The organism is Sphingomonas lenta (assembly GCF_002288825.1).
Lineage (GTDB): Bacteria > Pseudomonadota > Alphaproteobacteria > Sphingomonadales > Sphingomonadaceae > Sphingomonas > Sphingomonas lenta.
Genome location: NZ_NSLI01000001.1, coordinates 104,683 through 124,842, shown reverse-complemented (window position 1 = coordinate 124,842; position 20,160 = coordinate 104,683). Strand labels below are relative to the sequence as shown.

Here is a 20,160-nt window from a genome sequence, read left to right as displayed (position 1 = left end):
CTGGGATGACGAGCTAATTCAGATGCGCTCCGCCTTCGACACCGCTCGCGCGATCCTTAAAGGCGAGACGAGCGCGCTCGCCGAGTGCGAGGCGGCGATCGCGCGGATTGAGGCGGGCGACGGGCCGATCAACGCGGTCGTGGTACGCGACTTCGACCGCGCGCGGGCGACCGCGAAGGCGATGGACGAGGCCGGCCCGCAGCCCGTCCACCGGCCGCTGTTCGGCGTGCCGATGACGGTGAAGGAGAGCTTCGACGTCGCCGGTCTGCCGACGCACTGGGGCTTTCCCGAGCACGCCGACTACATGCCCGCCGAGGACGCGATCGCGGTCAAGCGCCTCAAGGCCGCGGGCGCGGTTGTTCTGGGCAAGACCAACGTGCCGCAGAACCTGGACGACCTCCAGACCAACAACCCCGTCCACGGCCGCACCAACAACCCGCACGACCATTCGCGCGTCAGCGGCGGGTCGTCGGGCGGTTCGGCGGCCGCGCTGGCGGCGGGGTTCGTGCCGCTGGAGCTCGGCTCCGACATCGGCGGCTCGATCCGCGTGCCCGCCAGCTTCTGCGGCGTGTGGGGGTTGAAGACGAGCTACGGCCTGCTCGACAGCTTCGGGCACAACCGGCCGCGGACCGATCAGTCGGGCGTCGCGCTCAACGTCATCGGCCCGATGGCGCGCGACGCCGCCGACCTGATCGTCGCGCTCGAAGTGCTCAGCGGCACCCCTCGACCGCACGAGCCTAGGCAGGCCGGTGCGCCGGTGGAGAAGAAGTCGCGCTTCCTCATCCTCCCCGCCCACTCGCTAGCACCCACCGAGCGCGCGGTGAGCGGCGCCGTGGAGCGCGTAGGCGACGCGCTCGCGAACGCGGGCTGTCCGGTAGACCGCGCATCGCCGCTGTTCCCCGACCTCGCCACGCAGCATGCCAATTACGTCCGCATGCTCCTGACCGCGCTCGCCCGCGGTGCGGGCACTGAGCATATCGAGCCGATGACGCTCGCCGCCTGGTTCGAGCTTCAGGACGAGCAGGCGCGCAACCGCCGCGCCTGGGGCCGACTGTTCACCGAGTACGATGCGGTGATCGCACCCTGCTGGGGCACGACCGCGTTTCCGCACGACGACACGCCCTTCGCGAACCGGCAGCTTCTCGTCGATGGCGAGCCGACCTTCTTCGGCGCGCAGATGGCCTACCCCGGCCTCGCCACCTTCCCCATGTTGCCCGCGTGCAGCGTGCCCGTCGGCGCCGACGCGCACGGCCTGCCGATCGGGGTCCAGGTGATCACCGATTTCGGCAAGGACTACGACGCGATCAAATTCGCGCGACTCGTCAATATGTTGATGCTGGGATGACATACATGACCGACCTCGACACCTTCCGCCTCGAGACCCGCGCCTGGCTCGAGGAGAACTGCCCGCCCTCCATGCGCGAGCCCGTCCGCTCGGACGAGGACGTGTGCTGGGGCGGCCGGAACTACCGGCCCGCCAACCCCGAGCAGAAGCAGTGGCTCGACCGCATGGCGACACGCGGCTGGACCGTGCCCGATTGGCCCAAAGAATATGGCGGCGGTGGGCTCTCGCCGGAGGAGACCAAGGTGCTGCGGTCCGAGATGGCCCGCATCCGCGCGCGCAATCCGCTCAACTCCTTCGGCATCTCGATGCTCGGGCCGGCGCTGCTGAAATATGGGACGGAGGAGCAGAAGCTCGAGCACCTGCCCCCCATCGCACGCGGCGAGATCCGCTGGTGCCAGGGCTATTCGGAGCCGAACGCAGGCTCCGACTTGGCGGCGCTCGCGACCTCGGCCGAGAGCGACGGCGACGACTACATCGTCAACGGCCAGAAGGTCTGGACCTCTTACGCCGACAAGGCCGACTGGATCTTCTGCCTCGTGCGGACGTCCAAGGAGTCGAAGCAGGGCGGCATCAGCTTCCTCCTCTTCGACATGAAAACGCCGGGCGTCTCGACCAAGCCGATCCTGCTCATCAGCGGCTACTCGCCCTTCTGCGAGACGTTCTTCGACAACGTGCGCGTGCCCAAGCGCAACCGCGTCCACGAGGAGAACCGCGGCTGGGACGTCGCCAAGTACCTGCTCGGCCACGAGCGCGAGATGATCAGCGGCATGGGGCTCGCAAGCTCCGGCCGTAACCCGTTGATCGAGGGCGCGATCGCGACCGTCGGGCTCGATCACGACGGCCGCCTCGCCGACCCGCTGCTCCGCGCGCAGATCGCGCAGTTCGAGGTGCGCGCGCACGCGTTCGGGGCCATGAGCGAGCGCTTCATCGACGAGCTCAAGCACGGCCGCGCGCACCCCGCGCAGCCGTCGATGATGAAGTACTACGGCACCGAGCTCAACAAGCAGCGCCACGAGCTGATGATGGCGGCGGGCGGGTCGGACGCGCTGGAGTGGGAGAGCGAGCGCTCCAACGGCGGCGCGCCCGCGCGCGCGTGGCTCCGCACCAAGGCCAACTCGATCGAGGGCGGCACGAGCGAGGTGCAGCTCAACATCGTCGCCAAGCGCATCCTGGAGCTGCCGGGGGCGTGACCTGATCTCCCTCTCCCCTCCGGGGAGAGGGTGCCGAGCGCAGCGAAGGCGGGAGAGGGGCAATGCAGGTCGATACGATTCGTCCCGCCCCTCTCCCCAGCCCTCTTCCCGGAGGGGAGAGGGAGAAGGAGTAACAAATGCCCCTTTTCCTCAACGACGAACAGACTATGCTCCGCGATACCGCGCGCGACTTCGTCGCCGACGCCGCCCCCGTGTCGCACCTCCGCAGCTTGCGCGACGCCGACGACCCCACCGGCTTCTCCCGCGACCTCTGGAAGCAGTTCGCCGAGATGGGCTTCATCGGCATCCTGATCCCCGACGACCAGGGCGGGCTCGGCCTCGGCCACGTCGAGGCGGGCGTGGTGCTGGAGGAGATCGGCCGCAACCTGTCGCCCTCGCCCTTCCTCACCACCGCCGTCGCCGCCGTGGAGGCGCTCCGCGGCACGCCGCACGCCGAGCGCTGGTTCCCCGGCATCGTCGAGGGGAGCACGGTCGCGGCGCTCGCGATCGACGAGCGCGCCAAGCACGGCGACGGCGTCGGCTTGCGCGCCGAGCGCTCGGGCAACGGCTTCCGCCTGTCCGGCGCCAAGCAGTTCGTCACCCACGGCCACGTCGCCGACCTGCTGATCGTCGCCGCGCGAACCGCCGGCTCGGACGCGGACGAGCAGGGCGTGACGCTGTTCGCGGTCGAGAAGGGCGCGGCGGGCCTCTCTGCCAGCCCTGAGCGCCTGACCGACTCCAGCATCGCCGCGCGTCTCCAGTTCGAGGGCGTCGAGGTCACCGCCGACGCGGTGATCGGCGAGGTGGACGCCGGGCGCGATCCGCTCAATCGCCTCCTCCGCGCCGGCCGCACGGGCGCGTCGGCCGAGATGCTCGGCGTCGGCGCGGGCGCGATGGACATGACGATGGGCTACCTCAAGGAGCGCAAGCAGTTCGGCACCGTCATCGGCAGCTACCAGGCGCTCCAGCACCGCGCCGCGCATCTCTATTCCGAGATGGAGGTCGCACGCGCCGCCGTGCTCAAGGCGCAGCAGATGCTGGATGCCGCCAAGAATGATGGGGCCGACGAGAACGCCGACCACGCCGTCTCCGTCGCCAAGGCGATGAGCGGGGCCGCGACGACGCTGAGCGTGCAGGAAGGCATCCAGATGCACGGCGGCATCGGCATGACCGACGAGTACGACATCGGCTTCTACATGAAGCGCCAGCGGGTGCTGGCCGAGATGTTCGGCGACGCGAACTACCACGCCGACCGCATCGCCCGAATGGCGGGTTACTGAATCTGAAATCCTCCCCCGCTCACAGCGGGGGAGGGGGACCGCTCGCGTAGCGAGTGGTGGAGGGGGTGCGACGCGATGCCGCATCCCGTAGTTCCCCCTCCACCATACTTCGCATGGTCCCCCTCCCCCGCATCTGCGATGCGGGGGAGGATTTAAAAGGACCAACATGGATCTCCTCACCCCCCACGACACCGCGCCGGAAGCGCTCGTCGCCATCCTCGTCGACCTGCTCGACGTGGAGGAGATCGACACCGACCTCTTCCGCGGCTCCCGCCAGCCCGGCGGCGTCGGCCGCGTCTTCGGCGGCCAGGTGATCGCGCAGGCGCTCCAGACCGCGCAGCGCTCGACCGAGGAGCCCAAGGTCGCCCATTCGCTCCACGCCTACTTCATGCGGCCGGGCGACGAGGAGCACCCGATCACCTACCGCGTCGTGCGCGACTTTGACGGCCGCAGCTTCGCCACGCGCCGCGTGATCGCCTCGCAGCGGGGGCAGCCCATCCTGAGCCTCACCGCCTCGCTCCAGACACCCGAGGACGGCCTCCATCACCAGGACGGCATGCCCGACGTGCCCGGCCCCGACGAACTCCGTTCCGAGCGGGAACTCCGCGCCGAGATGATCAACGAGATCCCGGAGAAGTGGCGCCCCCACATGCTCCGCCCTCGCCCCATCGAGTTCCGCCCCGTCCACGCGCGCAGCTGGTTCCGCCCCGAGAAGCGCGAGCCGCATCAGGCCGCCTGGTTCCGCCTCGTCGCTCCCATCGGCAACGACGCCGCGATGCACCGCGCGATCCTGGCCTATGCCTCCGACATGACGCTGCTCGGCACCTGCACCTTACCGCACGGCGTTAACTGGATGACGCACAAGCTCCAGACCGCGAGCCTCGACCACGCGCTCTGGCTGCACGAGCCGTTCCGCGCCGACGAATGGCTGCTCTACGCCACCGACAGCCCCTGGGCGGGCCACGCCCGCGGCTTCAACCGCGGCCGCATCTACGCCCAGGACGGCCGCCTCGTCGCGAGCGTCGCGCAGGAAGGGCTGATCCGCCTGCGCGATTAGACGGCGGTGCGGCCGTAATCCTGCTTGGTGACCGGATGGCTCGACGACAGCCCACCGTCGACCGCGAGCGCCTGGCCGTTGACGTAGCTTGCGTCGTCGGAGGCGAGGAACAGCGCGACGCGTGCGAGCTCCTCCGGCTGCGCGCCTCGGCGCAGTGGGTTGAGCCGCCCGACGCGGTCCATCTTCCCGGCCTCGCGGGCGTAGTCGAAGGTCGGCTTGGTCATGCCCGTCTCGGTCAGGCCAGGGCAGATCGCGTTGACGCGGACGTTGGAGCCCGAGAGCTGCTGCGCCGCGACCTGGGCGAGGTTGATGACCCCCGCCTTCGACGCCGAATAGGCTGGCGAGCCCGCGCCGGAGCGGATGCCCGCGACACTAGCGGTGAGCACGATCGCGCCGCCCCCGCGCTCGGCGATCCGGGGGGCGGCGTGCTTGATGGCGAGGAACGGGCCGATCAGGTTGACGCGCAGCACCTCAGTGATGAGCGCCACGTCGGTATCGAAGACGTTGGCGAGCCCGCCCGAGATGCCGGCGTTCGCGAACATCACGTCGAGCCCTCCGAACTCCGAAACGGCGAGCTCGACCGCGCGGACCACGTCGGGCTCGGAGCCGGCGTCCATGCGGATCGCGCGCGCGGCGCCGCCCGCTTCGGCGATCATCCGCGCGGTCTCGTCCGCGCCGTCGGTCACGTCCGCGGCGAGCACCGACCCGCCCTCGGCGGCGAACAGCAGCGCCGCCGCACGCCCGATGCCGGAGCCCGCGCCGGTGACGATGATCGACTTGCCCGTGAACCGCGCCATGCCCGTCCTCCCGTTCAGATCGTCACCCCGCCGTCGACCACCATCACTTGCCCCGTCATGAAGCTCGACGCGGGCGACGCCAAGTACACGATCGCGCCCGCGATCTCGTGCGGCTCGCCGATGCGGCGTAAGGGCACCTGCTCGTTGGCGGCGCGGATGCGCTCCGGGTCTTCCCACAGCGCACGGGCGAAGTCGGTCTTGATGAGACCCGGAGCGACGCAGTTCACGCGCACGCCGCGCGGCCCGTATTCGACGGCGTAGTTGCGCGCGAGCTGGAAGTCGGCGGCCTTGGACACGTTGTACGCCCCGATCACCGGTGACCCACGCAAGCCGCCGATCGAGGACACGATGACGATCGAGCCCTCCCCGCGCTCCAGCATCTCGGGCGCGACCATCTGGATTAGCCAGTGGTTGGACAGGACATTGTTGTCGAGGATCTTGCGGAACTGCTCGTCGGCGATGCCCGCCAGCGGCCCGTAATAAGGGTTGGACGCCGCGTTGCAGACGAGCACGTCGATGCGGCCCCATGTCGCCCGCGTCCGGTCGACGAGGTTGTGAAGCGCCGCCTTGTCCGAGATGCTGGCGGCGACCGCGATCGCGGTTCCCTCGCCGTACTTGCCGTTCAGCTCGGCCGCGACTGCCTCGCATGCGTCCTGCTTGCGGCTGGAGATGACGACCTTGGCCCCGTAATCGGCCAACTCGAACGCCGCCGCCCGCCCGATCCCGCGCGACGATCCGGTGACGACGCACACCTTGCCGGTCAGGTCGAACAGCGACACGGCTACGCCCCCGCCTTTACAGCGAAGTCCCAAGCCGACTGCGCGAGCTGGTCCAACCGCGCGACCGTCCGCTCCGCCTGCGCCGAGGACGCCGTGCCGAGCTGGATGCGCTTCTTGATGCCCTGCACGATGCCCGTCAGCCGGAACAGGCTGTAACTGAAATACCAGTTCAGGTCCGGCACGCCGTCTCGGCCTGTGGCGGCGCAGTAGCGCGCGACCATCTCGTCCAAGGTCGGAATGCCCGTCTCCGGCCCGGTGATGCCCATTACCCCCGACCGCCCTTCGGGCTGCGTCACCCAGCTCATCATGAGGTAAGCGAAGTCGGCGAGCGGGTCACCGAGCGTCGACAGCTCCCAATCGAGCACCGCGACGACCCGCGGCTCTTCAAGCGCGAAGATCATGTTGTCGACGCGGTAATCGCCGTGAACGATGCTGGTCCGCGTCTGCTCGGGCACCGTGCGCGGCAGCCACTCGATCAGCCGCTCGACGGGCTCCAAGCGCTCGGTCTCGGCGGCACGGTACTGCTTGGTCCAGCGCTCGACCTGGCGGGCGAAATAATTACCCGGCTTGCCGTAATCGCCCAAGCCCGCCGCGATGTAATCCGTGTTGTGGAGCGCCGCCAGCGTGTCGACGATCGCGTGGTAGTGCGCGGTCCGCTCGGGCGGGGTTAGGTCGGGCATGGAGCCGTCCCAGATTGTCCGCCCCCGCACCATCTCCATGACGTAAAAGGGCGCGCCGATGACGTCGGGATCCTCGCACAGCCCGTACGGCCGCGGCACGGGAAAGCCCGTCGGGTGTAGCCCCGCGATCACCCGATACTCGCGCTCGACCGCGTGCGCGGAGGGCAGGATCGGCCCGAACGGCTTGCGGCGGAGCACGTAGCTCCGCGCCGGCGTATCGAGCCGGTAGGTCGGGTTCGACTGCCCCCCTGCGAACTTGGCATAGTCGAGCGGGCCCTCGAAGCCGTCGACGTGCCCGCGCATCCATTCGGACAGCCGGTCGAGGTCGAGCCGGTCCTTCTCCGCGACGGGGATGGTGCCGGACATCGAGTCCTGCGCGGAGGTCATGCGCGCACTCCCACCACTCCGTTCGTGTCGAGCCTAGTCGAGACACGCTCGCAACGGCACGCCCGGATTCGTTTCTCGACTGCGCTCGAAATGAACGGAAGAGGGGCGCGCGTTCCCATCACTCGAACACGATCATGCTGCGCACCGTGTCCCCTTTCCGCAGATTGTCGAGCGCATGGTTGACATCGGACAGCGCGATCCGCTCGGCGACCATCGTGTCGAGGTCGAGCCGCCCGTCGAGATACATCTCGCACAGGCGCGGCATGTCGATCGGGAATTGTGTGGAGCCGAGCAGCGATCCCTGGAGCCGCTTGCCCGACAGGAAGCTCGGTCCGGGGATGCTGACCGACTTGCCCGGCGCGATCATGCCCAGGATCGTCGCCGTGCCGCCGCGGCGCGTGATCGTCCAGGCGAGCTCCGCCGTCTCCGGCCGTCCCACCGCCTCTATCGCGTAGTTCACGCCGCCCTCGGTCAGCGCCAGCACGCGCTTGCCCACGTCCGGGTCGCTCGCGTCGAGCGTATGCGTCGCGCCCAGCTTCTCGGCGAGCGCGCGCTTCTCCGGCACGGGGTCGATCGCGATCACCTTGCCCGCGCCCGCGATCTTGGCGGCGTTGACCGCGGCGAGGCCGATGCCGCCCGCGCCGATCACCGCGACCGTCTCGCCGGGCTTCACCTTGGAGTCGTTGAACACCGATCCCGCCCCCGTGATCACCGCGCAGCCGAGCAGCGCCGCGCGGTCGAGCGGCATGTCCTTGGTGATCGCGACGCACGCGTTCTCGTGCACCAGCATCATCTCGGCGAAGCTGGAGAGATTCAGAAACGGGTGTAGCGGCGTCGAGTCCGCCAACGACAGCCTGGGCGCGCTCGTCGGCGGCCGCCTGGTCGACGGGTCCATGCAGAGCGACGGGCGGCCCGAAATGCAGAACTCGCAGGAGCCGCAGAACGCGGTGAAGAAGGTGATGACGTGGTCGCCGGGCTTCACGTGCACCACGTCGGTGCCCACCGCCTCGACCACGCCCGCCGCCTCGTGCCCCGGCACCGTCGGCACGGGATGCGGCCACGCGCCGTCGACGAAGTGGAGGTCCGACCGGCACACGCCCACCGCGACCGTGCGGATCAGCACCTCGCGCGGGGCGGGCTTGGAGACGACCACCTCCTCGATCTGGAGCGGCGTCTTGGCTTCAAAGAGGACGGCGGCTTTCACTTGTTTTTGCCAGACGATGCTGCCGCGACACTTGCAAATAGTGCGAATGGAAAGGAGGTCATCTGAGTCACTATCATGAATGGGCCAAGCTCAAACACAGTGTACCTTGCTCGCAGCAGAGCATACGTAACCAAGACGGCGATTGTTGAAGACAGGAGATGTACTGTCCCCGACATCTTGGCATATCTTGAGCAAAACCATGCCACTGTGAGCGTCAGCACTGCAGGGAAAAAGAAGGCGAACTCACCCACGGCAAGAGCGCCTCGAGTAATCTACCGCGCCACAGCCATATCGCCGCTCGATAGCCGCTGCCCGCCGCCGTCCTGCACCGCCGCACCCCGCTCAGGCGGGGTCGCGCGATAATCGGCGTACTTGCCGAACTCGTTCCTGGCGATCGCCCGGTTGTGCACCTCGTCCGGCCCGTCCGCGAAGCGCAGTGTGCGCAAGCTGGCCCACTGACCCGCGAGGTCGAAGTCGCCCGACACACCGGCGCCGCCATGCGCCTGGATCGCGTCGTCCAGGATCTTGAGCGCCATGGTCGGCGCCTGCACCTTGATCATCGCGATCTCGAGCTGCGCCGACTTGTTGCCCGCGCGGTCCATCATGTCGGCGGCCTTCAGGCAGAGCAGCCGCGTCATCTCGATGTCGATGCGCGCGCGCGCGATCCGCTCCTCCCAGACCGAGTGGCTCGAGATCGTCTTGCCGAACGCGACGCGCGACAGGAGGCGCTTGGCCATCGCCTCGATCGCCGTCTCGGCGGTGCCGATCGTGCGCATGCAGTGGTGAATGCGCCCCGGCCCGAGCCTACCTTGCGCGATCTCGAACCCCCTGCCCTCGCCGAGCAGGATGTTCTCGGCCGGCACGCGGACATTCTCCAGCACCACCTCGCCGTGGCCGTGCGGCGCGTGGTCGTAGCCGTAGACGCTCAGCATCCGCTCGATCCGGACGCCGGGCGTATCGAGCGGCACGATGATCTGCGACTGCTGCGTGTGACGCGACGCGTCCGGGTTGGTCTTGCCCATCACGATCGCGACGGCGCAGCGCGGGTCGCCGACGCCCGACGACCACCATTTACGCCCGTTGATGACATAATGGTCGCCGTCCCGCTCCATGCGCGTCTCGATGTTGGTCGCGTCCGAAGACGCCACCTGCGGCTCCGTCATCAGGAACGCCGAGCGGATCTCACCTTCCATCAGCGGCCGGAGCCACCGCTCCTTCTGCTCGCGCGTGCCGTAGCGGTGGAACACCTCCATGTTGCCCGTATCGGGCGCGGAGCAATTGAAGCACTCGGACGCCCAGCCGATCTTGCCCATCTCCTCCGCGCAGAGCGCGTATTCGAGGTTGGTGAGCTGCGTGCCCTGGAATTCGAACGTGTCGTCCACATGGTGCTGCCCCGAGTGCGGCGGCATGAAGAAGTTCCACAGGCCCTGCGCCTTGGCGATGGCTTTCACCTCCTCCACGACCGGAATCACCTTCCAGCGGTCGCCCCCATTCGCCTGTTCGTGATACTCGGCGTCGCGGGGTGCGATGTGCTGGGCGATGAAGTCGCGTACCCGATCCCTGAAATAGGTCTCGCGCTCGGTCAGCGTGAAGTCCATCGGCGCACTCTCCTTCGATCCGTTCCGCCGACGCTTAAACCGTACCGCTCATTCGGACAAGCATGCCACGACCCTACGGAAAAGGACTGTTCGTTCCGGACCGCGATGATACATTCGTGCTCATGCAGGCGACCGAAGGGGGTGCCGCGGGGGAGGACAAGGCGACCCGGCGCTTCATGGCGAAGCGCGACGCCATCCTCGCCGCCGCGGCGGAAGCGATCAACGAGCAGAGCGCGAAGGGCATGACCTTCGCCGACGTGGCGCGCCGCGTCGGGCTCAACACCACGTCCGTCACCTACTATTTCCGCCGCAAGGAGGACTTAGCGGCCGCCGCATTCGAGAACACGCTCGACACGCTCACGGCGATGCTCGACGAAGCCGCCGCCGAGCCGACGCCCGAGCTCCGCGTCCGCCGCTTCCTACGCCTCAACATGGATCGCCTGCAGCGCATCAATCGCGGCGAGGAGACCGCCTTCGCCGTCCTGTCCGACCTGCGCGCGACCGAGGACCCGGTGCGCGGGCGGCTGATGGCGGGCTGGCAGCGCGTGTTCCGCAAAACGCGCGCGCTCTGGGGTCCGGCGGAGGGCCGCGCCAAGACCGATCTCCACGGCGCGCGCGCGCACGTGCTGCTCGAGAACATGTTCTGGGTGCCGGCCTGGCTCAACCGCTACGAGCCTGACCAGTTCGACCGCGTCGAGGAGAGGCTGTTCGACGTGTTCGCGCACGGCCTCGCCGGTCCCGGCCAGCGCTGGGAGCCGGCGATGCTGGAGCTCCCGCACGACGACCCCGTGCCCGGTCGCGAGTCGTTCCTGCTCGCCGCCACGCGCCTCATCAACGAGCTCGGCTATCGCGGCGCGTCCGTCCAGCGGATCGCGTCCGAGCTCAACGTCACCAAGGGCAGCTTCTACCACCACCTCGACGCCAAGGACGACTTGGTGATCGCCTGCTACAAGCGTAGCTTCGACACCATCGGCCACGCCCAGCGCCTCGCCGACGACGCGGGCGGCAGCCACTGGACGCGGCTGTCGAGCGCGGTGGCGACGCTGCTCGACATCCAGTTCTCCGAGCGCGGCCCCCTGCTCCGCACGACGGCGCTCTCCGGCCTGCCTCTGGGCGTGCGCGCGGCGATGGTGGAGCGCTCCAACCGCATCGCGCGCCGCTACGCCGGGACGATCATGGACGGCGTCGCCGAAGGCTCAATCCGTCCCGTCGACGCGCTGGTCGCCGCGCAGGCGCTGATGGCGCTCCAGAACGCCGCGTTCGACATGCGCAAATGGGCCGGCACCATGCCGCGCGAGACCGCGATCCGGATGTACGCGTCGACCCTGCTGTTCGGCCTCTTCGGCGGCGACGCGCCCGCCCCGTGAGGGGCCGCCAAACCATGGGGGCGCATCAGAAGCCCAGCTCCGCGCGTACGCCCAGCACCAGCGCGTCGCGGAGCCGCCGGTCGCCGCTCGGGTCGATCACCAATTGCGCGTCGGGCTGCAACGTCAGCCAGCCGGTCAGCGGCGTGCGGTAGGTGAGCTCCACCACCGTCTCGTGGGACGACGGGACGCCGCCCGCGCCCCTGACCGCGCGCCGATAGGACCGGCCGAACGTCGCGCGGGCCACCGCCAAGCCCAACTGGTCGTCGCGCCCGCGCCGGAGCAACCCCGTGCGCACCACCCCCGCGCCGGCGTAGCGCACGATCGGGTTCACCCGCCCGTTCGCGCCCCCGACCCGCGCGAACGCGGCCCATCCTGCGCCGTCCCTCGCGCCCGACGGGGCGATGCGGCGCTCGAGGAGCAGGTACGCGCCCCGGTTGTCGGCCCGGGCGCCGACCGCGCCCGTCGGTCCCGTCCCCAACTCCGGGAAGCGGGCGGTGTAGGCCCAGCCGCCCAGCGCTACCTTCGTGCGCGCATCCGTCCACGCCAGCTCGCCGACCAGCAGCGCGCCCTCGCCCCGGCTCAACCGGACGCGGGTGCGCCGCGGCCGGTCGGGATCGCCCGGCACCCCGTCGAGCACGGCGCCCCGCGCCGCCCAGCCACCGCCCAGCGCCGCTTCGGCGCGCACCGCGAGCGAGGTCACGGGGAATATGGATGGCCCGTTCCGCCCCGACTGGCCCAGATCCGCCCCGACGCCTTGCGAGGACTGGATGAACAGCGCGCCCGCCTCCGTCCTGTCGAACTCGGAAGCGAGGTCGTACAAGCCCGCGCGCAGCGACCCGCCGGTCCATCGCTTCTCGCCCCAGGCCTCGTAGAGCCGCGCCGCGCGTACGCCCGTCTCGATGTTCGACACGATCTGCGCGTCGCCCACCAGGTCGCCCGACAGGGACGCGCCGTTATTGTACAGGCCATAGGCGAACAGCGTCACGCCGCGCCAGCCCGCCACGCGCTCGGCGTCTACAGTCAGCGCCACGTCCAGGCTGTCGAGGTAACGCCCGCCACCCCGACGGCCGCCCCGCGCGACACGCCAGGTCTCGGCGGTGTAGACCACCGACAGGTCCACCGCCGGCGCGCGACCGTCGTCCGCGCGGGCCGCCGGGGGCGCGGTCCCGTCGCGGCTGCCGCTCTGCGCGCGGTCGGGCTCCTGCGGCGGAGCCGCCGCCGCGAGAAGCAGAAGGAGCGGTGGAAGTCGGGCGGCGCGCACCCGACCGCCCCTAGTCCGCCGGCGCGCGTCGAAGAAGAACCCCCGCCCGCCAATAGTGCCAGATCGCCCAGGGCGTCGCCGAGCCGACCGCGACGAGCGCCCAGCGTAGCGATTCCTCCGGACCCGTGACCGGCCGCAGCAGATCGCTCAGGATCCCGATCAGCGTCGGCCCCAGCCCCAGCCCGATGAGGTTGATGACGAGCAGCGTCACCGCCGCCCACATCGCCCGCATCCTGAGCGGCGCGAGGCTCTGGATCAGCGCGAAGGTGGGCCCGAGATAGCTCGACGCGAACAGGTAGTTGAGCACGTAGAAAACCATTGCCAGCGACTGCGATTCGGTCAGGTAGAAGCCGATCATGAACGGCAGCGCGACGAGCTTGAGCACCGCCACCATCCAGCTCTGCGCGTGGAGGCCGTAGCGGGCCGCCGCGCGGTTCGCGATCGCGCCGCCGGCCAGGCCGCCGACCGTGCCCGCGACCGCGGCGAGCGGCGCGAAGATCAGCGCCACCTCGCGCACCGAGTAGCTGAGCGAACGCTGGAGGAAACTCGGCCCCCAGCCCGCGAGCGCATAGCCGATCATCGACGTGATCGTCACCGCCATCACCAGGTGGAACGCCGGCTTGTTCGCCCACATGGCCGCGAACGCCGACCCCACGCTCGGCATGGGCGACGTGTCAGCGGCGCGGGCGGGATCGGACAGCCCGCGCCGCGGCTCGACGACGAACGCCCATACGAACAGCGCCAGCAGGATGCCGGGCACGCCGACAACGACCATCGCCCAGCGCCAGCCATACAGGCTCGCCACATAGCCGCCGATCATCGTGCCAAAGCCGCCGCCCAGCACCACGCCCGTCGAGTAGATCGCCATCGCGCCCGCGCGCTTCTCCGGCGGGTAGAGGTCGGCGATGATCGAGTGGCTGGGCGGGCTCGACCCCGCCTCCCCCACGCCGACGCCGATACGCGCAAGCAGCAGTTGCGCGAAGTTCTGCGCCAGCCCGCACAAGGCCGTCATCGCGCTCCAGAGCGCGAGCGCGACCGCGATGATGTTGCGCCTGTTCGACCGGTCCGCGAGCCGCGCCACGGGCACGCCCAGCGTCGCGTAGAAGATCGCAAAGGCTAGGCCCGACAGCAGCCCTAGCTGCGTGTCGGTGAGCCGGAGGTCCGCCTTGATGAGCTCCAGCAGGATCGCAAGGATCTGCCGGTCCATGTAGCTGAAGAAATAGGTGATCGTGAGCAGCGCGAGCGTCAGCCCGCGCCGCCGCAGCGCGCGCTCGTCGGCGCTTTCGGGGGCGGTCGAAGAAGCCATGGCTGCTGATCCCAACAAAAAGGCCGCCGTCCGGAGATACCGAACGGCGGCCCGATCACTTCATTCCGGACGCCGGATCAGAACCGGAACCGCCCGGTCAGACCATAGGTGCGCGGCTCGGCCAGGAAGGCGGAGAAGATCTGCGTGCCGCCCGGATACTGCGCCAGCGGGAAGGTGCCGGCGAGCGGCGACGTCGGCGCGACCGGGCCGGTGCCGACCGCCTGAAACGGCGAGTTGAACGCCACCTGCGTGTAGTCGACGTCGAACAGGTTCTGCGCCCAGGCCTCAATCGACCAGCGGCTGTCCGGCCCGCGGATGCCGATGCGCGCGTTGACCAGGGTGAACCCGTCCTGCTCCTTCTGCGGGAACAGGTCGGACCCCGTATTGTAGTCGCTGGTCGTGCGCTGGTCGACGTAGAACAGGCCGCTCAGCCCCGTGTCGCCCAGCGGCGGCGTCCAGGTCAGCGAGGTCGTAGTCACGATCTCCGGCGCGTTGGACAGGTTGTCGCCGGGCAGACGCAGCAGCGCCGGGTCGAGCGGCGCGCCGCTCTCGCCGCCGACCAGGTCGTTGCGGAAGAAAGTGTCGGCATAGGTCAGGCCCGCGTTCACCGTCACGTTGCGCACGGGGCTCAGCGACGCCTCGACCTCGAAGCCCTGGCTGATCACGCCCGGCCGCACCTCGTCCGGGTCGCACGCGCCCGTCGCGGCAGCGTTGGGCACGAAGGGCGCGGTGTCGCGGTCGGCGCCGTTCAGGTCGGTTCCGCACGAGTTGACGTTCTGGACCAGGAAGACCGAGCCGTTGAACGTGTTGAGCTGGAAATTGTCGAACTCTTGGCGGAACGCGGCGACGTTCAGGCTGAACGACCCCGTCGAGTATTTCGCGCCGACCTCGAACGCGGTGTTGATCTCCTCATCGAACTGCAGTCGGCCGACCAGCGCCTGCGCCCCGCCGAAGTCCGCGAAGGTGGTGCGCACCGAGGCGGTGCCGACGCCCTCCACTGGAGCCTTCAGCGCCGAGCGGTCGAGGTTGAAGCCTCCAGCCTTGTAGCCCCGCGCGACCGAGCCGTAGACGAGCAGGTCGGGCGTGATCTTATATGACAGGATCGCGGTTCCGGTGAACTCGCTCTCCTTGCGCCGATCGCTGATCGCGACGCCGTTCAGCTCGGAGGTGGAATTGCCCTGGCAGGCCAGGTTGATGAGGCCCGTCGCCGCCGCCGCGAGCGGCGTGCCGAGGAACGGCCGAAGCGCGGCCTGCTGCGCCGGGCAGGCGGTGTTGTCGTTGCCGAACAGCGCGTCGAACGTCTTGACCTCGCGCGTGTAGCGGGCGCCGATCGTGAAGTTCAGGCCTTCCGTGATCTCGAAGATGTTGTGCGTGAAGAACGCGTAGTTCTCGCTGTTCTGCTCGTACCGGTCGGTCGTGGTGCCGCGGTCGTTGACGGTCGCGAGGCGGTCGAACGCGCCCACGATCGCCGCGCCGCCCGCGCCGAAGGGCGACGGCACGCCCGGCACCTGGTTGCTCAGCACCGCGCGACCCGTGGGGCTCAAGCAGGCGGCAGCACCCGGCGCGTAGAAACTGCCCGGAAATCCGAACGCCTGGACGAGGCGGCACGTCGCGAAACGGCCATATTGCGTGCCGAAGCGCAGATTGTCCTTAACCGTCAGGTCCTCGTTGGCGTAATAGGCACCGACCAGCCAGTCCAACCGGTCGTCGAACGCCGTGCCCTGCAGCCGCAGCTCCTGGCTGAACGTCTCGAACCGACGCGCGCCGCCATTCTCGTTAGCCGCGCGGTACAGGATGTCGACGGGCCCGTAATCCGTGTCCGAACCCTGGAAATTGTCGTACACGCGATAGCCGGTGATGGACGTCAGCGTGCCGAAGCCGAAGTCATAGTCGATCTGGCCCGAGAAGCCGTAATCCTCCGTCTCGCCGTCATAAGAGCGGCCCTGATTGACGTAGATGCGCCGCGAGAAGGGATCGGTGAAGGGCTGCTGGCCGTAGCGCTGCGGGTCGAGGTCCTGGAGCACGCGCACGATCGGGTTGAGCGCGGGGTTGGTCAGGTTCCGGTTGGCGGGCGCGACCGAACCGTTGATGTACACCGCGCCGCAGCACGCCTCCTCGCGCTTGGTGTAGTCGGCGATCAGGCGCACGGTGAGCGCGTCGTCGGGCTGGAACAGCAGCTGCCCGCGCGCGAACAGTCGGTCGCGGTCGTTGACGCGCCGGTCATTGGTGACGTCGTACAGGAAGCCGTCGCGCTTGACGTACACGGCGTCGATGCGCCCCGCCAGCGTGTCGCCGAGCGGCACGTTGATGTTCCCCGCCAGGCGGTAATAGTCGTAGTTGCCGTATTCGGCCTGCACGCCGCCGCTGAGGCGGTTGAGGTCCGGCGCCTTGGACACGATGGAGATGATGCCGGCCGACGCGTTGCGGCCGAACAGCGTGCCCTGCGGTCCGCGCAGCACCTCCACGCGCTCGATGTCGCCCAACTCGTTCAAGCCCACGCCCGAGCGCGAGCGGTACACGCCGTCCACGAACACCGCGACCGAGCTCTCCAGGCCGGGATTGTCGCCCACGGTGCCGATGCCGCGCAGGCGCGCCGAGCCATTAGCCTCGTTGCCGGTCGAGCTGACGAGCAGCGAGGGCGCGACCTGCGTGATCTGCCGGATGTCGGTCGCGCCCGTGCGCTCCAGGTTGGCGGCGTTCACGACCGACACGGCGACGGGCACGTCGGCCAGCGCCTGGGCGCGGCCCTGCGCGGTGACAACGATGTCGCCGGTCGACATCGTCTCCTCCGGCGTGCCCTGCGGGTCGTTGGGCCCGCTGATCGAGCCCTGGTCCGACTGCTCCTGGCCGCTCGCGCTCGTGGTTCCGGGCGGCGGCGTCGTGTTCGCGTCGCCGGGCTGCTCCTGGCCGCCGGGAGCGGGCGGGTTGGTCTGCGCGGCGGCGGGCGCGGCGACGGCCAGCGCCAGCGCGGACGCCGCGGTGGCGGCCAGGAACTGCGGCTTCAGCATTGCTCTCTCCCAAATCGCTCGGGCGTTGATCGCCCGTACTCTATCTTCGAAATGACAACGCGCGCGGATGCGCGTCAAGCACGGTTCGCTGCCGCAAATCGACTGCGGCGTCTCACCTGTGACATTTCGGCTACAGCAAACTCTAGTAGCCGTTGAGCCGCGCGAAGCGCTCGCGGTGGTAGGCGGCGTTGCCCCACATCGCCTCCAGCACCGCCGAGCGCTTGAGGTAGAAGCCCGCGTCGTGCTCGTCGGTCATGCCGATGCCGCCGTGGAGCTGGACCGTCTCGCGGCTCACCAGCCTCAGCGTCTCGCCCGCGACCGCCTTGGCGAGGCTCACCGCCTGGTCGACGTCGGAGCGCCCCGCGTCGATCGCCTCCAGCGCCGCCTCCACGACCGAGCGCATCAGCTCCAGCTCGGTCAGCATGCGCGCCATGCGGTGCTGCAGCGCCTGGAACGTCGACAGCTTCTGCCCGAACTGGACGCGCGTCTTGAGATAGTCGTTCGTCATCGCGAACGCCTGCTCGGCCATGCCCAGCATCTCCGCCGCGGTGATCGCGGCGGCGCGATCGACGACCTTCCCCGCCAGCTCCGGCCCGCCGAGGCGGACAGCGGGCGCGTCCTCGAAACGCACCTCGGCATGGCTCCGACTGTCCGCCATGCGCCGGGACGAGCGGGTGACGCCCTCGTCGCCGGCCACCAGATACATTCCGTCCTGCGCCGATACGACGAACAGCTGCGCGCCGTCGCCCTCGGCCACGAACTGCTTGGTCCCGGTCAGCCGGCCGTTACCGACCCTGGTGATGCTCGCCGCGACGCCCCCATGATGCGGTCCCTCGTCAATCGCCAGCGTCGCGACCACCTCGCCCGCGGCGATGCGCGGCAGCCACTCGGCCTTGACCGCCTCATCCTCGCCCAAGATGATTGCGCCCGCCGCGACCGCGGTGCTCGCGAGCGGCGAGGCAACCAGGTTGCGCCCGAGCTGCTCGACGACGAGGCCCAGCGACAGGTAGCCGAACGCCGACCCGCCATATTCCTCCGGCACGACGATGCCGGCCCAGCCCATCTGCCCGATCGTGCTCCAGGCCTCGCGATCGTACCCCTCCGAGGGCGCTGCGTTGCGCAGCTTGCGAAAGGCGGCGACGGGCTGCTCATTATCCGCCCACTCGCGCGCCATGTCGCGCAGCATCACCTGTTCGTCGTTCAGAACGGCCATGTAGTAAACTCCCTCTCCCCTCCGGGGAGAGGGTTGGGGAGAGGGGCAGTGCGCCACCGTCTCCACTCGGCCCCTCTCCCCTCGCTGCTGCGCAGCTTCGCCCCTCTCCCCAGAGGGGAGAGGGAGGCTGCTCAGCCCGCCTCCGTCATCCCCAAGATCCGCTTGGCGATCACGTTGTTCTGGATCTCCGTCGACCCGCCATAGATCGACACCGCCTTGCCCCAGAGCCACGTCCGCGTCTGCGTCAGCTCGGCCTCGGTGAAACCCTCGCCTTCCCAGCCCAGCCCCTGCATGCCCATGATCTCGACGGCCAGCTCCGCCCGGTCCTGCGTCACGCGCGCGCCGACGTTCTTCATGATCGAGCTCGCCGCGCTCGGCCCCGCATTCGACTTCGCCTCCAGCGCCGCGCGCCGGAGCGTCAAGGCGAAAGCGCGCGCGTCCATCTCGTGCCGCACGAGCCGCATCCGCAGGTCGGCGTCGTCGAGCCGCCCCTCCGCGTCCACGCCGCGGTACTTCTTCGCCACCGCGCTGATCGGCTCGCCGCCCATCATCCGCCCCGTCGAGCCGCCGCCCGACAGGCTCGTCCGCTCGTGCTGCAGCAGCCGCGTGCCGATCTCCCAGCCCTGCCCTTCGCGGCCGACCAGGTTCCGCTTCGGCACCTTCACGTCCGTGAAGAACGTCTCGCAGAAGGGCGACGCGCCCGAGATCAGTCGGATCGGCTTCACCTCCACGCCCGGCGAGTCCATGTCGATCAGGAGGAAGCTGATGCCCGCATGCTTGTGGCTCCGGTCGGTCCGAACCAGCGCGAAGCACTTGTCCGCCCATTGCCCGCCGGACGTCCAGGTCTTCTGCCCGTTGACGACGTAATGGTCGCCCGCATCCTCCGCGAACATCTGCAGCGCCGCGAGGTCCGATCCCGCGCCCGGCTCCGAATAGCCTTGGCACCAGCGCACCGTCCCGTCGGCGATGCGCGGAATGTGCTCGAGCTTCTGCTCCTCCGACCCGTATTCCAGCAGCGTCGGGCCGAACATCATCACGCCCATGCCGCCGATCGGGTTCCACGCGCCCGCGCGCGCCATCTCTTCCTGCAGAACGCGCGCCTCGGCGCGGCTCAGCCCGCCGCCGCCATACTGCTTGGGCCAGGTCGGCACGCCCCAGCCCTTGGCGCCCATCGCCTGCTGCCAGCGCGCCTCGTCCTCGCTCTGGTCGCCCGGCCCCTCGACCGCGGACATCGCGTTGTCCTTTCCGCGCAACGAGGGCGGGAAGTTCTCGGCGAGCCAGGCCCGCGCCTCCTGTCGGAACCGCTCCAGCGGGTCGGCTTGTTGGTCGGCGGCGGTCGCCATGGCGCTGCTCTCCTAGCGTTTATCGAAGATCGGGTATGTTTCCCGGCGACATGCCACAGGAGCGCCCCGCTTGCCAAGCGCCGCGCCGATTCGTCGCAAGCCCGTCGCAACCCGCGACGCCCCGCCGGCCGCCAATGGTAATGGGCGCGTCATTCCGAACCCCGGAGCCGATCATGAAGCAGATCACCCTCGCCGCCCGCGCCCTCTTTCCCGTCTCCGGACGCGAGGCCGTGCGCCCGCCGCGCCGCTCGGGCTCGTCGACGCTGCTTCAGCAGTTGCTCGCCGTCACCTTCGCCGCGACGCCGCTCGTCATCCTGATCGACGCGGTCGCCCAGACGGCCTGAA

Annotated in this window: 16 protein-coding genes; 6 read left to right on the top strand and 10 right to left on the bottom strand. The window is 69.4% G+C overall.

The window, feature by feature from the left end:
• Positions 1-22 precede the first annotated feature (22 nt).
• From CKY28_RS00555 to CKY28_RS00540, 4 genes are all read left to right on the top strand, one after another.
• Entirely contained in the window at positions 23-1,345 is a 1,323-nt protein-coding gene (locus CKY28_RS00555; RefSeq protein WP_095996394.1) for an amidase family protein, read from the top strand.
• Between the two features lie 5 nt (positions 1,346-1,350).
• On the top strand, positions 1,351-2,535 hold the full coding sequence (locus CKY28_RS00550) for an acyl-CoA dehydrogenase family protein (RefSeq protein WP_095996867.1): 1,185 nt from the start codon (positions 1,351-1,353) through the stop codon (positions 2,533-2,535).
• A gap of 137 nt (positions 2,536-2,672) precedes the next feature.
• On the top strand, positions 2,673-3,815 hold the full coding sequence (locus CKY28_RS00545; protein ID WP_095996393.1) for an acyl-CoA dehydrogenase family protein: 1,143 nt from the start codon (positions 2,673-2,675) through the stop codon (positions 3,813-3,815).
• A 166-nt stretch (positions 3,816-3,981) separates the two neighbouring features.
• On the top strand, positions 3,982-4,872 hold the full coding sequence (locus CKY28_RS00540; protein ID WP_095996392.1) for an acyl-CoA thioesterase: 891 nt from the start codon (positions 3,982-3,984) through the stop codon (positions 4,870-4,872).
• Here CKY28_RS00540 and CKY28_RS00535 read toward each other — a convergent pair.
• The 5 genes from CKY28_RS00535 to CKY28_RS00515 form a co-directional block, all read right to left on the bottom strand.
• Positions 4,869-5,669, bottom strand: a complete 801-nt coding sequence (locus CKY28_RS00535; RefSeq protein WP_095996391.1) for an SDR family NAD(P)-dependent oxidoreductase — start codon at positions 5,667-5,669, stop codon at positions 4,869-4,871. The two genes, CKY28_RS00540 and CKY28_RS00535, sit on opposite strands and share 4 nt — an antisense overlap.
• A 14-nt stretch (positions 5,670-5,683) precedes the next feature.
• Positions 5,684-6,448 carry an SDR family NAD(P)-dependent oxidoreductase gene (locus CKY28_RS00530; RefSeq protein WP_095996390.1) on the bottom strand — a complete coding sequence of 255 codons (765 nt, stop codon included), beginning with the start codon at positions 6,446-6,448 and terminating at the stop codon, positions 5,684-5,686.
• A 2-nt stretch (positions 6,449-6,450) separates the two neighbouring features.
• Positions 6,451-7,515 carry a phosphotransferase family protein gene (locus tag CKY28_RS00525; RefSeq protein WP_176472904.1) on the bottom strand — a complete coding sequence of 355 codons (1,065 nt, stop codon included), beginning with the start codon at positions 7,513-7,515 and terminating at the stop codon, positions 6,451-6,453.
• 118 nt (positions 7,516-7,633) lie between these two features.
• The gene (locus CKY28_RS00520; RefSeq protein WP_095996389.1) at positions 7,634-8,719 is read right to left on the bottom strand and encodes a Zn-dependent alcohol dehydrogenase; all 1,086 of its coding nucleotides are present in this window, start codon (positions 8,717-8,719) and stop codon (positions 7,634-7,636) included.
• 272 nt (positions 8,720-8,991) lie between these two features.
• Entirely contained in the window at positions 8,992-10,317 is a 1,326-nt protein-coding gene (locus tag CKY28_RS00515) for an acyl-CoA dehydrogenase family protein (RefSeq protein ID WP_095996388.1), read from the bottom strand.
• Positions 10,318-10,439: 122 nt separating this feature from the next.
• On the opposite strand from CKY28_RS00515, the gene CKY28_RS00510 reads away from it, so the two are divergent.
• Positions 10,440-11,684, top strand: coding sequence for a TetR/AcrR family transcriptional regulator (locus tag CKY28_RS00510; protein WP_095996387.1), 1,245 nt, complete (start codon positions 10,440-10,442; stop codon positions 11,682-11,684).
• A gap of 25 nt (positions 11,685-11,709) precedes the next feature.
• On the opposite strand, the gene CKY28_RS00505 is transcribed toward CKY28_RS00510, so the two are convergent.
• From CKY28_RS00505 to CKY28_RS00485, 5 genes are all read right to left on the bottom strand, one after another.
• Positions 11,710-12,945 (bottom strand): carbohydrate porin, encoded by a 1,236-nt coding sequence (locus tag CKY28_RS00505; RefSeq protein WP_176472903.1) that lies wholly within the window; start codon positions 12,943-12,945, stop codon positions 11,710-11,712.
• A gap of 10 nt (positions 12,946-12,955) precedes the next feature.
• Positions 12,956-14,251, bottom strand: coding sequence for a spinster family MFS transporter (locus CKY28_RS00500; RefSeq protein WP_095996385.1), 1,296 nt, complete (start codon positions 14,249-14,251; stop codon positions 12,956-12,958).
• Positions 14,252-14,328: 77 nt separating this feature from the next.
• Positions 14,329-17,259 (bottom strand): TonB-dependent receptor, encoded by a 2,931-nt coding sequence (locus CKY28_RS00495; RefSeq protein ID WP_095996384.1) that lies wholly within the window; start codon positions 17,257-17,259, stop codon positions 14,329-14,331.
• A gap of 142 nt (positions 17,260-17,401) precedes the next feature.
• Positions 17,402-18,472, bottom strand: coding sequence for an acyl-CoA dehydrogenase family protein (locus CKY28_RS00490; RefSeq protein ID WP_095996383.1), 1,071 nt, complete (start codon positions 18,470-18,472; stop codon positions 17,402-17,404).
• A gap of 131 nt (positions 18,473-18,603) precedes the next feature.
• Positions 18,604-19,815: an acyl-CoA dehydrogenase family protein gene (locus tag CKY28_RS00485; protein WP_095996382.1), complete on the bottom strand. Its 1,212-nt coding sequence runs from the start codon at positions 19,813-19,815 to the stop codon at positions 18,604-18,606.
• Between the two features lie 173 nt (positions 19,816-19,988).
• Between CKY28_RS00485 and CKY28_RS18455 the strand changes: the two genes are divergently transcribed.
• Positions 19,989-20,159, top strand: a complete 171-nt coding sequence (locus CKY28_RS18455) for a hypothetical protein (protein WP_176472902.1) — start codon at positions 19,989-19,991, stop codon at positions 20,157-20,159.
• Position 20,160: the final 1 nt, after the last annotated feature.